The following is a 14,399-nucleotide window of genomic DNA, read 5'->3' on the forward strand; positions in this document are numbered from 1 at the left end:
CTGCCGCTGACCTGGCGCACCGCGGCCCCCACCTGTTCATTTATGCTGAGCTGTCCGCCCCGTTCGACCGTGAGGTAGATCCACGCTGATGACTGACCAGACCCGCCCGCTTCGTGTGGCCATCGTGGGCGCCGGCCCGGCCGGAATCTACGCCGCCGATGCCCTGATGAAGTCGGACCACAACGTGTCCGGTCCCGGCGTGAGCATCGACCTCTTCGAGCGCATGCCCGCCCCCTTCGGCCTGATCCGCTACGGCGTCGCGCCGGATCACCCGCGCATCAAGGGCATCATCACCGCGCTGCACAAGGTCCTCGACAAGCCGCAGGTACGCCTGCTGGGCAACATCGACTACGGCACCGACATCGACCTGCCGACGCTGCGCCGCTTCTACGACGCGGTCGTCTTCTCCACCGGCGCCAACGCCGACCGTGACCTGAAGATCCCCGGAATCGACCTCGACGGCAGCTACGGCGCCGCGGACTTCGTCTCCTGGTACGACGGTCATCCCGACGTCCCGCGCACCTGGCCGCTCGAGGCGGAGAAGGTCGCCGTGCTCGGCGTCGGCAACGTCGCCCTGGACGTCGCCCGCGTGCTCGCCAAGACCGGCGACGAGCTGCTCCCCACGGAGATCCCGGCCAACGTGTACGAGGGCCTCAAGGCCAACAAGGCCGTCGAGGTGCACGTGTTCGGCCGCCGCGGTCCCGCGCAGGCCAAGTTCACCCCGCTCGAGCTGCGCGAGCTCGACCACTCGCCCAACATCGAGGTCATCGTCGCGCCCGAGGACATCGACTACGACGAGGGCTCGGAGAAGGCTCGCCGCGAGTCCAAGCAGGTCGACATGGTGGCCAACACCCTGCAGGACTGGGCCATCCGGGACCAGGGCGACCGCCCGCACAAGCTGTTCCTGCACTTCTTCGAGTCCCCGCACGAGGTGCTCGGCGAGGACGGCAAGGTGGTCGGACTGCGCACCGAGCGCACCGAGCTCGACGGCACCGGCAACGTCAAGGGCACCGGCAAGTACACCGACTGGGACGTCCAGGCCGTGTACCGCGCCGTCGGCTACCTGTCGCAGAACATCGCCGACCTGCCGTTCGACGAGCTCGCGGGCACCATTCCCAACGAGGCCGGCCGCGTGCTGAACAACGACGGCACGCCGTTCCCGTCCACCTACGTCACCGGCTGGATCAAGCGCGGCCCGGTGGGCCTCATCGGCCACACCAAGGGCGACGCCAACGAGACCGTCGCCAACCTGCTGGCCGACGCGCCGTCGTTCGCCGGCGCGGAGGAGCCCGCCGAAGACGCGGTCACGGCGTTCCTCGAGTCGAAGAACATTCCGTTCACCACATGGGACGGCTGGTACCGGCTCGACGCCCACGAGCGCAGCCTGGGTGAGCCCCAGGGCCGCGAGCGGGTCAAGGTCGTCGAGCGCGAGGACATGCTCCGCGCCAGCGAGCCCGACAAGATCTAGAACCGGACCGCCAGCAGGCGTCCCTCACGCTCCTCCTTGCGAGCGTGTTCGTTGAAATCCGGTGCGGCGCACGCGAACAGCGTGCGCCCATCGGATCCACCGAACCCACAGGCGAAGACACCGGTGTCGAAGGTCAGCTCGTCCACCACGCCCTCGCCCTCGCGAATCTGCACGATGCGCTGGTTCAGCGCGTCGGCCGCCCACAGCGTGCCGTCCGGTCCCAGCGCGCAGCCGTCGGGCGCCACCACCACCTCACCGATCCCCGTCGCCATGTCGGTCGACTGCGGCATCGGACCCAACACCGCCCAGTCCCGACGCGGGCCGAGCACACCGTCGGCGCCGATCCGGAACGCGGAGATGCGGTTGCCGAGGGTTTCGTCGACCAGCAGGTCGCCGTCGGCGGTCACCGCCATGCCGTTGGGGAAGTGCAGGTCCGTGGCGTCCTCGTGGACCGAGCCGTCGGGCTCGACGCGCAGGAGCGACGCCGTCTCGATCGGGGCGAGGTTCATCAGATCGAAGCCGAAGTTGCCCACGTACGCGCGGCCGTCGGCGTCGACGTGCATGTCGTTGGCGTGGCCGGTCGCGTGCGCCGACAGGTCCGCGTGCACGACGAGGCTGCCGTCGTTCTCCCGGCGCAGGACCTTCCGGTCCCGCATCGACACCACCAGCAGTCGACCGTCGGGCAGCCACCCGAGGCCCGACGGCTGCTCCGGCACCTCCGCCTCCACCCGGACGTCGTCGCCGGCCTCGGTCGCGGACAGCACCTGCCCGGTGTAGAAGTCGGACACCCAGATGCGCCCGTCGTGCCACCGCGGGCACTCGAAGTAGGTGTAGCCCTCCAGCACGATCGTCGGTTCGGCTTTCATGAATCTCCTCGAATCTCGTCCACCACCCGCGGTGGGTCGTACGCCGTAAGCTTCTGTGAGGCATCCTGACAGACGTGTTCGACAGCCACGTCCACATCAGAGATCCCCGATTTCCGTTGGTGAACAACGAGACCTACCAACCGGAGTCGTACACGGTGGCGGACTACCTCGCCGACGTCGACGGCCTGGGGGTGACCGGTGGCGCCGTGGTGTCCGGCACCTTCCAGTCGAAGGACACGACGTTCCTGAGGTCCGCGCTGGACGAGCTCGGGCCGGGCTGGGTGGGGGTGGTGCACCTGAGCGACGACGCCACCGACGACGACATCGCGACCCTCGACCGCGCCGGGGTCCGCGCCCTGCGCTTCCACCTCCGGCGCGGGGTGTCGGACCTGTCGACCATGACCCGCCAGGCCGTCCGCGCCCACGCGGTCGCCGGGTGGCACGCCGAGTTCTACGTCGACGCGGGCCTGCTCCGCACGCTCGAACCCGTGATGTCGAAGCTGCCCGCGGTGAGCATCGACCACCTCGGGATGTCCGAGGACGCCATGCCGTACCTGCTCGAGCTGGTCGACCGGGGAGCGCGGGTCAAGGCGTCGGCGTTCGGCCGCATCGATCACGATCCGGTGTCCGCGATGCGCCGCATCCACGCGGTGAGTCCCGACGCCCTCATGTTCGGCTCCGACCTGCCCGGCACTCGGGCTCGCCGACGCTTCGAGCCGGCGGACCTCGACCTCGTCGCCGAGGCCGTCGGCGGTGACCTGCAAGCGGTGCTGGTGGGCAACGCCCGGGCCTGGTACCGGCAGCGGTAGGGCCGCTGCCCGGGGATCGGCGCCGGAATCGGCGCGGGAATCGGCGCGGGTCAGTCCGCCGTCGCCACGTCGTGCAGGATGCGGGCGAGGTCGGCGGGACGACTCCACAGGGGCCAGTGCCCCGTCGGGAGATCGACCAGCTCCAGGTTCTCGAGGTGCGCGACCTCGGCGAACATGGGGTGGCCCGCACGGGCGAGCTCCATCATCCGCTCGCTGCGAATCGAGCAGCACACCATGGTGGTCGGCGTGCGGCGTCGCGCGTCGTTCGTCAGATGCACGGCCTGCCGCAGGGTCGTCGCCGGGTGGTCCACGGCATCCGCCCGAAAGCGAGCCAGTGCCTCCGCGCTCACCCCCTCGAGACTGGCCTGCTGCCCCAGAACGTCGAACGGCGGCAACGCTCGGTCGCCCTCCGCGGCGGGGTCGGCGGCGCTGCCGGACGTCACCGGCCCCGAGTCGACCCACACCATCCGATGGATCAGCTCCGGGCGCCGATCGAGAACCAGGCAGGCGGGAGCGTTCGCCCCGCTGTGCGCGACCAGGACCGCCGCCCGGCCCTCACCCGCCCGCGCGAGGCACTCCTCGATGGCCGCGGCCTGATCGTCGAGGGTTCTCGACGCGCGGAGGTCGTCGTCGGGGTCGAGCCCCGGCAGCGTGATCGGCCACGCCCGAGTGCCCAGATCGGTGAGGGCGGCGACCACCTCGTCCCACGCCCACGCGCCGAGCCAATGGCCGGGGAGGAGAACGACGTCGCGGGATGCACGGCGGTGCGGTGACGCGGTCGAGGTCATGACTCGATGGTCGCGCGTGGCGCGGCCGGACGGAAGAGCCGAACGTCAGAGCAGGACGGCGAGCAACCAGGTGCCGGCGGCGAGGAGCGCCCCGAACAGTTCGACCAGGATCGACAGGCCCACCGCCTTCGTCGCGTGCACCGAGGACCGCCAGGCCATCCCCGCCGTGCGGCGGCGGGGCAGCTCCGCCAGGAACACCCCCAGCGGGAAACCGAGGAACAGCCCCACCACCGGGACGACGACGAACCCGACGATGCCGACCAGTCCGCCGACGACGATCGAACGGGTCGGCACCCCGGCGTCCCGCAGGCGTCGACCCGGCCACAGGTACTTCACGACGCCCGACACCACCAGCACCGCAGCGGCCACCCCGAACGCCGTCCAGGCCGTCGTCGTTGCGGTGACGAACGCCCACACACCGATGGCGGCGAGAATGAGCAGTACCCCCGGCAGGACGGGCACGACGACGCCGATCAGGCCGACGAGGATCGCCAGCCCGACGAGCAGCTCGCCGGCGGGACTCACGACGGATCGCTCACGTCGCCGAGACCGGCCGCACCCGACTCGCCGCGGTGCGCGCACGCTCCCGCGCGGTCTCGACGTCCGCGGCCGTGGCGTACGCGACGCCCATCCGGCGCCGCGCGAAGCTCTCCGGCTTGCCGAACAGTCGCACGTCGGACTCGGGGACCCGCAGCGCGTCGTCGACACCCTCGAACGCGATGCCGACCTCGTCGAGGCCGCCGTAGATCACGGCCGACGCGCCGGGCGACCGGAGCGAGGTGTCCACGGGGAGGCCCAGAATCGCGCGGGCGTGCAGCTCGAACTCCGACAGCCGCTGCGTCCCCAACGTGACCAGGCCGGTGTCGTGCGGCCTCGGGCTGACCTCGGAGAAATAGACGTCGTCGCCCTGCACGAACAGTTCGACACCGAACACACCACGCCCGCCGAGGGCCGTCGTGATGGTGCGGGCCACCTCGCGCGACGCCTCCAGGGCAACCGGCGACATCGGCTGCGGCTGCCAGGACTCGACGTAGTCCCCGGACTCCTGCAGGTGGCCGATCGGCTCGCAGAAGTACGTCTCGATCTCGCCGGACTCGTCGGAGGCGCGCACCGTGAGTTGCGTGATCTCGTAGTCGAAGTCGACGAAGCCCTCCACGATCACCCGGCCCAGCGCCACTCGTCCGCCGGCCTGCGCGTGATCCCACGCCGCCTGGACGTCGTCGTCACCTCGGACCACCGACTGACCCTTGCCCGACGACGACATGACCGGCTTGATCACGGCAGGGAAGCCCGTGCGAGACAACACGTCCCGCACCTCGTCGACACTGTCGGCGAAACCGTAGGGGGACGTCGGCAACCCCAACTCCTCCGCCGCGAGGCGACGAATGCCCTCCCGGTTCATCGTCAACTGCGTCGCGCGCGCCGTCGGCACCACCGTGGTGACGCCGCGCTGCTCGACCACGGCCAACGCGTCCGTGGCGATGGCCTCGATCTCGGGGACGATCAGATGCGGCTGCTCGGCGTCGATCACGGCCAGGAGCGCGTCGGGATCACTCATGTTCACCGTGTGGGCACGGTGCGCCACCTGGTGGCCGGGCGCGTCGGCGTACCGATCGACGGCGATCACCTCGACCCCGAGCCGCTGCAGCGCGACGATCACTTCCTTGCCCAGCTCACCCGAGCCCAGCAGCATCACCTTGGTCGCGGACGGGGACAGCGGAGTTCCGAGCCGGAGTGTCGTCACAGCAGGCATGCTATCGGGCATGGCGGACACCACACCGTGTCCTCCGCGCTGAGGTCACCTGCGCGGGTTCCCGCCAACCTCACCGGTTGCAACCAGTGCAGGTGACCGGAACCTGCGCAGGTTCGCCGGGACAGGGCCGGTCCACGAACCTGCTCCCCTTTCCGCAACCTGCTTCGGTTGTAACCGGAGCAGGTTGCTGGAACCGGAGCAACTTCCCACCTGCGCGGGTTCCCGCCAACCTCACCGGTTGCAACCAGTACAGGTGACCGGAACCTGCGCAGGTGCGACGGAACGGGGGCGGTCCACGACCACTCGGTCCCCCGACCCGCACGATCCGGTCACGGCTGCCGCTCCCGCGCCTCGTTAGGGTCGGCGCATGACTTCAGGTGGGCCTCTGGCCGGGATCAAGGTCGTCGAACTCGCGGGCATCGGCCCGGGACCGCATGCCGCGACGCTCCTCGCCGATCTGGGCGCGGACGTGGTGCGGGTGCAGCGGGCGGGCGCCCTGCCCGGCGAGGGCTCCACCGGCGATCCGCTGATCCGGAACCGCCGCATCGTCGAGGCCAACCTCAAGGATCCCGCCGACCTGGACCGCGTGCAGAAGCTGGTGGATCGCGCCGACGTGCTGATCGAGGGCTTCCGGCCGGGCGTGACCGAGCGCATGGGCCTCGGGCCGGAGGACACGACGGGCCGCAACCCGCGCCTGATCTACGGCCGCATGACGGGATGGGGTCAGGACGGGCCGTGGGCGCAGACGGCCGGCCACGACATCAACTACATCTCCGTGACCGGTGTGCTGCACGCGATCGGGCGGGAGGGCGAGCGTCCGGTGCCGCCGATGAACATGGTCGGCGACTTCGGTGGCGGCTCGATGTTCCTGGTCACCGGCATTCTGGCGGCGCTGGTGGAGCGGGCGTCGTCGGGTCGCGGACAGGTGATCGACGCCGCGATGGTGGACGGCACCGTGGCGCTGTCGCACATGATCTGGGGCTGGCGCGGCATCGGGATGTGGTCCGACGAGCGCGGCGCGAACCTCCTCGACACCGGCGCCCCCTTCTACGACACGTACGAGACCGCCGACGGCAAGCACGTCGCGGTGGGGGCGCTCGAGCCGCAGTTCTACGCGGCGCTCCTGCAGGGTCTGGGCCTGGACCCGACCGCGCTGCCGCACCAGCTCGACCGCGCGCGGTGGCCCGAGCTGCGCACGACTTTCACCGACGTCTTCGCCTCCCGCACCCGCGACGAATGGGCCGCCACCTTCGACGGGACCGACGCGTGCGTGACGCCGGTGCTCACGTTCGGGGAGGCGTCGTCGCATCCGCAGATGGCGGCCCGCGAGAACCTCGTCGACGTCGATGGCATCACCCAGCACGCCCCGGCGCCGCGGTTCTCGCGGACCGTGCCGACGCAGCCGGAGGGCCCGGCCCGCACCGCGGCGGATCCGGACGAGATCTGGACCTGATGGACGCCGCCGCCTGGGACGCGAAGTACGACGGACGGACCCCGTCGCCCGGGTCGCCGCCCGACGACGTCCTGGTCGAGTTCGTCACCTCACGTCCGCGCGGGCGGGCGTTGGACCTCGCCTGCGGTCACGGCCGCAACGCTCTGTGGTTGGCGATGCGGGGGTGGCAGGTCGACGCGGTCGACTTCAGTGCCGTGGCGCTGTCCGGGGCGGCGTCGGTGGCCGCGACCGCGACGCGGTCCATCCGCGAGCGCATCCGCTGGGTCCACGCGGACGTCACGACGCTCGTTCCGCCGCGGGAGTACGACCTCGTCGTCGCGTCGTATCTTCACCTGCCGCCGGACGCTCGACGGGCCGTGATGGAGGCCGCGATCGGGGCGCTGAAACATGAGGGAATCCTCATCGTGATCGGTCACCACACCGACAATCCGACGACGGGCGCGCCGGGGCCCTCGGATGTCGAGATCCTCTACACCCCAGACGATCTCGTCGCGGACCTACCCGGCGACGCGACCGTTCGCCGGGCGCAGACGATGTCACGACGAGTGGGTGACGCGACCGCTCTCGATACGGTTCTCGTGGCGTCGGTTACCGGCGAGTAATCCCCTGTTGGCAGCGCCCTCCGGGCGGCGTACTATGGCGACAAGTTACTGGCGAGTAGCATCGCCGGTGGGCTCACCGAAGGCGGTACCGGCCGAGCGCGGACCGCACAACCTAGTACGGAGACGCAGTCACATGGGTCACTACAAGAGCAACCTGCGAGACCTCGAGTTCAACCTGTTCGAGCTCTTCGCCCTGGACAAGACGCTCGAGTCCGGCGATTTCGGCGACCTGGACGTCGACACGGTCCGGGAGATGCTGGTCGAGGTCCGTCGCCTCGCCGAGGGACCGCTGGGCGAGTCGTTCGCCGACGCGGACCGCAACCCGCCCACCTTCGACCCGGAGACGCACACCGTCACGCTGCCGGAGTCGTTCAAGAAGTCCTACCGCGCTCTGCAGGAGGCCGGTTGGGATCACCTCGGCCTCGACGAGGAGCTCGGTGGTCTGCCCGCCCCCCGCCAGGTGTTCTGGGCCGTCGCGGAGATGCTGCTCGGTTCCCAGCCCGCCGCGTTCATGTACGCCGCCGGCCCCGGCTTCGCGCAGATCCTCTACGACAACGGCAACGAGGAGCAGAAGCGCTGGGCGCAGTTCGCCTCCGAGCGCAACTGGGGCGCCACCATGGTGCTCACCGAGCCCGACGCCGGATCCGACGTGGGCGCCGGCCGCACCAAGGCCATTCAGCAGGACGACGGCACCTGGCACATCGAGGGTGTCAAGCGCTTCATCACCTCGGCCGACTCGGACGACATGTTCGAGAACATCTTCCACTTGGTTCTGGCTCGCCCCGAGGGCGGCAAGCCGGGCACCAAGGGCCTGTCGCTGTTCTTCGTCCCGAAGTTCCACTTCGATTCCGAAACCGGTGAACTGGGCGAGCGCAACGGCGTCTTCGTCACCAACGTCGAGCACAAGATGGGCCTGAAGGTCTCCGCCACGTGCGAGCTGACCCTCGGCGGCCACGGCATTCCCGCCAAGGGCTGGCTGGTCGGCGACGTCCACAACGGCATCGCGCAGATGTTCGACGTCATCGAGCACGCGCGAATGATGGTGGGTACCAAGGCCATCTCGACGCTGTCCACCGGCTATCTCACCGCGCTGGACTACGCCAAGCAGCGTGTCCAGGGCGCGGACCTGACGCAGATGACCGACAAGGCCGCACCGCGCGTCACCATCACGCATCACCCCGACGTCCGTCGTTCGCTCATGACCCAGAAGGCCTACGCCGAGGGTCTGCGTGCGGTGTACCTCTACACCGCCGCCCACCAGGACGAGGCTGCGGCGCAGCACGTCTCGGGCGCGGACAAGGACACCGCGTACCGCGTGAACGATCTGCTGCTGCCGATCGTCAAGGGCGTCGGTTCCGAGGTCGCGTACGAGCAGCTCGCGCAGAGCCTGCAGACGCTCGGCGGGTCCGGCTTCCTGCAGGACTACCCCATCGAGCAGTACATCCGCGACGCCAAGATCGACTCGCTCTACGAGGGCACCACGGCCATTCAGGCACAGGACTTCTTCTTCCGGAAGATCGCCCGTGACCGCGGCGTCGCGCTGGCTCACGTTGCCGGACAGATCAAGTCGTGGATCGACAGCGAGGCCGGCAACGGTCGCCTCAAGAGCGAGCGCGCCCTGCTGAACACCGCACTCGAGGACGTCCAGGGCATGGTGGCCACGCTCACCCAGCACCTCATGGGTGCGCAGGAGCAGCCCACCGAGCTGTACAAGGTGGGCCTCGGCTCCGTGCGTCTGCTGCTCAGCGTCGGTGACCTGATGATCGGCTGGCTGCTGCTGCGTCAGTCCGAGATCGCCATCGCCGCGCTGGACAACGGCACCAGCGAGAAGGACAAGCCGTTCTACGAGGGCAAGGTCGCCGTGGCGTCGTTCTTCGCCAAGAACATCCTGCCGCGTCTCACCAGCACCCGTCAGATCCTCAGCGATCTCGACAACGACGTGATGGAGCTCGACGAAGCCGCATTCTGATTCGTCCGTTCCTCCCACACCTCGGCCGCACCGTTCCTGGAATGGTGCGGCCGAGGTGCGTGCGGGGCCGTTGTGCGGCACTACGTCCGCTGTCCCGCAGCTGCAACCGGTGAGGGTGGCGGGAACCTGAGCAGGTGCGAGCCACGGCCCACCCGCTCAGCTTCCGGTCACCCGCGCAGGTTGCAACCGGTGAGGGTGGCGGAAACTTGCGCGGCCCCGCTCACCCCTCGGGCGGCGCCGACCGCAGCACCCGCTCGGCGTGCCGGATCACCGGCGCATCGACCATCTTCCCGTCCACGGTGAACACCCCACGCTCGGTGTCGGCGGCAGCGAGAACCCGCCGCGCCCAGTCGAGTCGGGCCGGAGACGGGGTGAAGCACTCCCGAATCACCGCGGCCTGGGTCGGGTGGAGCGCTACCTTGGCGTCGAACCCCACGGCCACGGCGTCGTCGGTCTCCGCCCGGAGCCCGTCGAGGTCGGCGATGTCGAGGTAGACCGAGTCCAGCGCCGCTCGCCCGAAAGCCTTTGCCGCGAGCAGCACCGACGACCGCGCGTGTTGCGCCACGTCCCGGTACGTTCCGTCGGCCCAGCGCGAGGACTCGCCCCCGAGCGCCGCGATGAGATCCTCCGCACCCCACATCACGGCCACGACCCCGTCGGCCGCGGCGACCTCGGCCGCCCGCACCACCCCCAGCGGGGTCTCGATCAGCGCGACTACCTCGCGACCGCCCAGAGCCCGAACATCCTCGGCGGACTCGCATTTGGGGAGCATCACCCGGCGGTACGACGTGCGGTCGAGGGTCGCGAGGTCCGCGGCGAACTCGTCGGTGGTCCGAGCGTTCACCCGCACCACGGTCCGAGCCGGGTCCAGCGGGGTGTCGATCACCGCCGCCCGGGCGGACTCCTTGTCGGCGGGCGCGACGGCGTCCTCGAGGTCGAGGATCACCACGTCGGCCGCGGAAGCCGCCTTGGCGTACCGCTCGGGGCGGTCGGCGGGACAGAACATCCAGACGGGACTCATCGGACCGGCACTCACGCGCCCGGCTCCCGGCGCACCAACGTCTTCCGCGTGGCCGTCGCCACCACGACGCCGTGCTGGTTGCGCCCGGTGTGCTCGAACGTCACGATGCCCTCTCCCGGCCGCGACGACGACTCGCGCTTGGCCGCGATCAGCGTCTCGGCGTACAGCGTGTCGCCGTGGAACAGCGGCTTGGGGAACGCGATGTCGGAGAACCCGAGGTTGGCGACGATGGTGCCCTGCGTCAGCTGCGCCACGGACAGTCCGACCAGCGTGGAGAGGGTGAACATCGAATTGACCAGGCGCTCACCGAACGTGGTGTCCGCGGCGTAGGCGGCGTCGAGGTGCAGCGCCTGCGTGTTCATCGTCAGCGTGGTGAACAGGACGTTGTCGGCCTCGGTGATCGTACGCCCCGGCCGGTGCTCGTAGACGGTGCCGATCTCCATCTCGTCGAACCACAGGCCGCGCTGGACGACCCGGACCGGCTCGCCGGTCACAGCCCCACCTGACGGGCGATGAGCATCAGCTGCACCTCGGTGGTGCCCTCGCCGATCTCGAGGATCTTGCTGTCCCGGTAGTGCCGTGCGACCGCGTACTCGTTCATGAACCCGTAGCCGCCGTGGATCTGGGTGGCGTCGCGGGCGTTGTCCATCGCGGCCTCCGACGCCACGAGCTTGGCGATCGCCGCTTCCTTCTTGAAGGGTTTGCCGGCCAACATGAGTGCGGCGGCGTCGTAGTAGGCCGTCCGGGCGGCGTAGGCACGGGCTTCCATGCGGGCGATCTTGAACGCGATCGCTTGGTTGCGTCCGATCGCGGTGCCGAACGCCTCGCGCTCGCGGGCGTACTTCACGCTCTCGTCGACGCAGCCCTGGGCGGCACCGACCGCCAGTGCGGCGATCGCGATACGACCCTCGTCGAGAATGCGTAGGAACCCGGCGTACCCGCGACCTTCCTCGCCGAGCAGGTTCTCGGCGGGCACCCGCACGTCCGTGAACGTCAGCGGGTGGGTGTCGGAAGCGTTCCACCCCACCTTGTCGTAGGCCGGTCCGGCCTCGAATCCCGGTGTGCTCGTGGGCACGAGGATCGACGAGATCTGCGCCTTGCCCGACGCGTCCCGCCCGGTGACCGCCGTGACAGTGACCAGCTCGGTGATGTCGGTGCCCGAGTTGGTGATGAACTGCTTGGAGCCGTTGATGACCCAGGAGTCACCGTCCCGCACGGCGGTGGTGCGCGTTCCGCCGGCGTCGCTGCCCGCTCCGGGCTCGGTCAGGCCGAAGGCGCCCAGCGCGTGGCCGGACGTCAAGCGCGGCAACCACTCCTGCTTCTGTGCCTCTGTACCGAATCGGTACACCGGCATCGCCCCCAGGGACACTCCGGCCTCCAGCGTGATGGCGACGCTCTGGTCCACCTTGCCCAGTTCCTCGAGCGCCAGGCAGAGGGCGAAGTAGTCGCCGCCCATGCCGCCGTACTCCTCGGGAAACGGCAGACCGAACAGGCCCATGTCGGCCATGCCCCGCACCACCTCGTACGGGAACGTGTGGTCCCGATCATGCTGCGCCGCAACGGGTGCCACGACCGTACGGGCGAAGTCGCGGACCGTCTTGGCCAGCTGGGTGTACTCGTCGGGCAACGAGCCCGTACTCAGGTCGGTCATGCCGCGTTCTCCTTGGCGGTCGAATCGGGAGTGGTATCGGTGCGCAGCTGCGCCAGAACTTGGTCGACGGCGACCTGGTCGCCTCGGGTGACGAAGACCCGAGCGACACCGTCCGCCGGGGCCGTGAGTGCGTGTTCCATCTTCATCGCCTCGACGACCACCACCACGTCGCCGGCGCGAACCTCGGCGCCGTCGGCCACCGGGGTGGCGATCACGGTGCCGGGCATGGGGCTTCGGATCTCGTCGGACGTCGCGGCCGCGTCCGCCTCGGCGAGGTCGACCTCCGCGGCGACCCGGAGCCGGCGGCCACCGCCCGCACCGGTGACCCACAGGGAGTCCGCGTCGGAGACCGCGGTGACGGTCGACCGGAGACCGTCGAGCACGACGCCGACCCGGTCTCCTGCCACCGACACCGACACGGAGCGCTCCGGTCCGTCGTCCACCGAGACGACGGCGTCGTCCGGGGTACCGGAGAAGGTCACGACGCGACGCGTGGCGCCGTCGTCGACCACCACGGTGATCGGCGCCCGACGTCCTCCCGCCCGCCATCCCGACGGGACGGTCCACGGATCGACCTCGCCGGTCGGCCACGACGACGACCACCGGAAGGTCGCCGCGGCGATCAGAGCCTCGTCGGCGACGTCGGGGGCGGCGTAGTCGGGGACGACGCGGTCGAGCAGCCCGGTGTCGAGCCGCCCGGCGATCACGTCGTCGGTGCCGAGAAGGTAGGTCAGGAAGTCGACGTTGGTCCCGACGCCGAGCACCGCGGTGTCCGTCAGCGCGCGGGTCAGGATCCGCAGGGCATCGGCGCGGTCACGGCCGCGGGCGATCACCTTCGACAGCATCGGGTCGTAGTCGCTGCCCACCACGGACCCGACGGACAGCGAGGAGTCCACGCGGACACCGGGTCCGGACGGTTCCACGAGCCCGACGACGGTGCCGCCGGTGGGCAGGAACCCGCGCGCCGGATCCTCGGCGTAGATGCGTGCCTCGACGGCGTGGCCGGTGAGGGTGACGTCCTCCTGCGTGATCGGCAGCGGTTCGCCCGCGGCGACGCGCAGTTGCAGCTCGACCAGGTCGAGTCCCGTGACCTCCTCGGTCACCGGATGTTCCACCTGCAGGCGGGTGTTCATCTCCATGAAGAAGAACTCGTCCGGCGCGTCGGCCGAGACGATGAACTCCACGGTGCCGGCGCCGACGTAGTCGACACTGCGGGCCGTCGCGCAGGCCGCCTCGCCGATGCGAGCGCGGGTGGCCTCGTCGAGCAGCGGCGACGGGGCTTCCTCGATCACCTTCTGGTGCCGACGCTGCAGCGAGCATTCCCGCTCGCCCAGATGCACGACGGACCCGTGTGCGTCGGCCATCACCTGGACCTCGATGTGCCGAGGGGACAACACGAATCGCTCGAGGAACAGCGTGTCGTCCCCGAACGACGACGCCGCCTCGCGCCGCGCTCGCTCGAGCGCCGGGCGCAGCGCCTCCGCCGACTCGACGACGTGCATGCCCTTGCCGCCGCCGCCGGCCGACGGCTTGATCAGGACCGGGAAGCCGATCTCCGGTGCCGCGGCGACCAGCTCGTCGTCGGTCAGCCCCGGCTCGGCGATGCCGGGCACGACCGGGACGTCGAACGCGGACACGGCCTTCTTGGCGGTGATCTTGTCGCCCATCGTGCGGATCGCCCCGGCGGGCGGACCGACGAACGCGATGCCCGCGCGATCGCACGCCGCCGCGAACTCGGCGTTCTCCGAGAGGAATCCGTAGCCGGGGTGGATCGCGTCGGCACCGCTACGTCGCGCGGCGTCGATCACCGCGTCGATGTTCAGGTAGCTCTCCCGCGCTGCGGCCGGGCCCAGCCGCACCGCGGTGTCGGCGACGCGCACGTGCAGGGCGTCGCGGTCGGCGTCGCTGTACACCGCGACGGAACGAATGCCCAGCCGTCGCAACGTCCGACACACGCGGACGGCGATCTCGCCGCGGTTGGCGACGAGCACGGTGGTGATGTCGGGGGTCATAGCTGCC

At 70.2% G+C, this 14,399-nt stretch carries 13 protein-coding genes; 5 read left to right on the forward strand and 8 right to left on the reverse strand.

Annotated features, from left to right (window positions below; all coding sequences use genetic code 11):
• Window positions 1-88 precede the first annotated feature (88 nt).
• Window positions 89-1,468 carry an FAD-dependent oxidoreductase gene (locus RC2_RS08290; RefSeq protein ID WP_068145149.1) on the forward strand — a complete coding sequence of 460 codons (1,380 nt, stop codon included), beginning with the start codon at window positions 89-91 and terminating at the stop codon, window positions 1,466-1,468.
• Here the strand turns inward: RC2_RS08290 and RC2_RS08295 are convergent.
• Window positions 1,465-2,334, reverse strand: coding sequence for an SMP-30/gluconolactonase/LRE family protein (locus tag RC2_RS08295; RefSeq protein ID WP_068145152.1), 870 nt, complete (start codon window positions 2,332-2,334; stop codon window positions 1,465-1,467). The genes RC2_RS08290 and RC2_RS08295 overlap by 4 nt on opposite strands.
• Before the next feature lie 74 nt (window positions 2,335-2,408).
• Between RC2_RS08295 and RC2_RS08300 the strand changes: the two genes are divergently transcribed.
• Complete coding sequence (locus RC2_RS08300) at window positions 2,409-3,143, forward strand: amidohydrolase family protein (protein ID WP_068145155.1); 735 nt, start codon at window positions 2,409-2,411, stop codon at window positions 3,141-3,143.
• Window positions 3,144-3,193: 50 nt separating this feature from the next.
• Here the strand turns inward: RC2_RS08300 and RC2_RS08305 are convergent, their stop codons facing one another.
• The 3 genes from RC2_RS08305 to purT are packed head-to-tail and all read right to left on the reverse strand — an operon-like array spanning window position 3,194 to window position 5,684.
• Window positions 3,194-3,931, reverse strand: coding sequence for an alpha/beta fold hydrolase (locus RC2_RS08305; protein WP_068145158.1), 738 nt, complete (start codon window positions 3,929-3,931; stop codon window positions 3,194-3,196).
• A gap of 45 nt (window positions 3,932-3,976) precedes the next feature.
• Entirely contained in the window at window positions 3,977-4,456 is a 480-nt protein-coding gene (locus tag RC2_RS08310) for a DUF456 domain-containing protein (RefSeq protein ID WP_068145276.1), read from the reverse strand.
• 10 nt (window positions 4,457-4,466) lie between these two features.
• Window positions 4,467-5,684 carry a formate-dependent phosphoribosylglycinamide formyltransferase gene (gene purT / locus RC2_RS08315; protein WP_139277332.1) on the reverse strand — a complete coding sequence of 406 codons (1,218 nt, stop codon included), beginning with the start codon at window positions 5,682-5,684 and terminating at the stop codon, window positions 4,467-4,469.
• A 367-nt stretch (window positions 5,685-6,051) separates the two neighbouring features.
• Here purT and RC2_RS08320 point away from each other — a divergent pair, with 367 nt between their 5' ends.
• The 3 genes from RC2_RS08320 (at window position 6,052) to RC2_RS08330 (ending at window position 9,708) form a co-directional block, all read left to right on the forward strand.
• Window positions 6,052-7,137, forward strand: coding sequence for a CaiB/BaiF CoA transferase family protein (locus tag RC2_RS08320; RefSeq protein ID WP_068145161.1), 1,086 nt, complete (start codon window positions 6,052-6,054; stop codon window positions 7,135-7,137).
• A complete protein-coding gene (locus RC2_RS08325) occupies window positions 7,137-7,739 on the forward strand; it encodes a class I SAM-dependent methyltransferase (RefSeq protein ID WP_068145164.1) in 603 nt (200 codons plus the stop codon). The genes RC2_RS08320 and RC2_RS08325 overlap by 1 nt, the downstream gene beginning before the upstream one ends.
• Window positions 7,740-7,872: 133 nt before the next feature.
• Window positions 7,873-9,708 (forward strand): acyl-CoA dehydrogenase, encoded by a 1,836-nt coding sequence (locus RC2_RS08330; RefSeq protein WP_068145166.1) that lies wholly within the window; start codon window positions 7,873-7,875, stop codon window positions 9,706-9,708.
• Window positions 9,709-9,928: 220 nt separating this feature from the next.
• Here the strand turns inward: RC2_RS08330 and RC2_RS08335 are convergent, their stop codons facing one another.
• Genes RC2_RS08335 through RC2_RS08350 form a run of 4 tightly spaced genes read right to left on the reverse strand, consistent with a single transcriptional unit; the run spans window position 9,929 to window position 14,392 of the window.
• Complete coding sequence (locus RC2_RS08335; protein ID WP_371828671.1) at window positions 9,929-10,744, reverse strand: HpcH/HpaI aldolase/citrate lyase family protein; 816 nt, start codon at window positions 10,742-10,744, stop codon at window positions 9,929-9,931.
• Window positions 10,741-11,172, reverse strand: coding sequence for a MaoC family dehydratase (locus RC2_RS08340; RefSeq protein WP_068145278.1), 432 nt, complete (start codon window positions 11,170-11,172; stop codon window positions 10,741-10,743). The genes RC2_RS08335 and RC2_RS08340 overlap by 4 nt, the downstream gene beginning before the upstream one ends.
• A gap of 47 nt (window positions 11,173-11,219) precedes the next feature.
• Window positions 11,220-12,380: an acyl-CoA dehydrogenase family protein gene (locus tag RC2_RS08345; RefSeq protein WP_068145169.1), complete on the reverse strand. Its 1,161-nt coding sequence runs from the start codon at window positions 12,378-12,380 to the stop codon at window positions 11,220-11,222.
• On the reverse strand, window positions 12,377-14,392 hold the full coding sequence (locus RC2_RS08350; protein WP_068145172.1) for an acetyl-CoA carboxylase biotin carboxylase subunit: 2,016 nt from the start codon (window positions 14,390-14,392) through the stop codon (window positions 12,377-12,379). Before RC2_RS08350 ends, RC2_RS08345 begins: the two co-directional genes overlap by 4 nt.
• Window positions 14,393-14,399 lie beyond the last annotated feature (7 nt).

The organism is Rhodococcoides corynebacterioides NBRC 14404, from assembly GCF_001894765.1.
GTDB classification, from domain to species: Bacteria; Actinomycetota; Actinomycetes; order Mycobacteriales; family Mycobacteriaceae; genus Rhodococcoides; species Rhodococcoides corynebacterioides.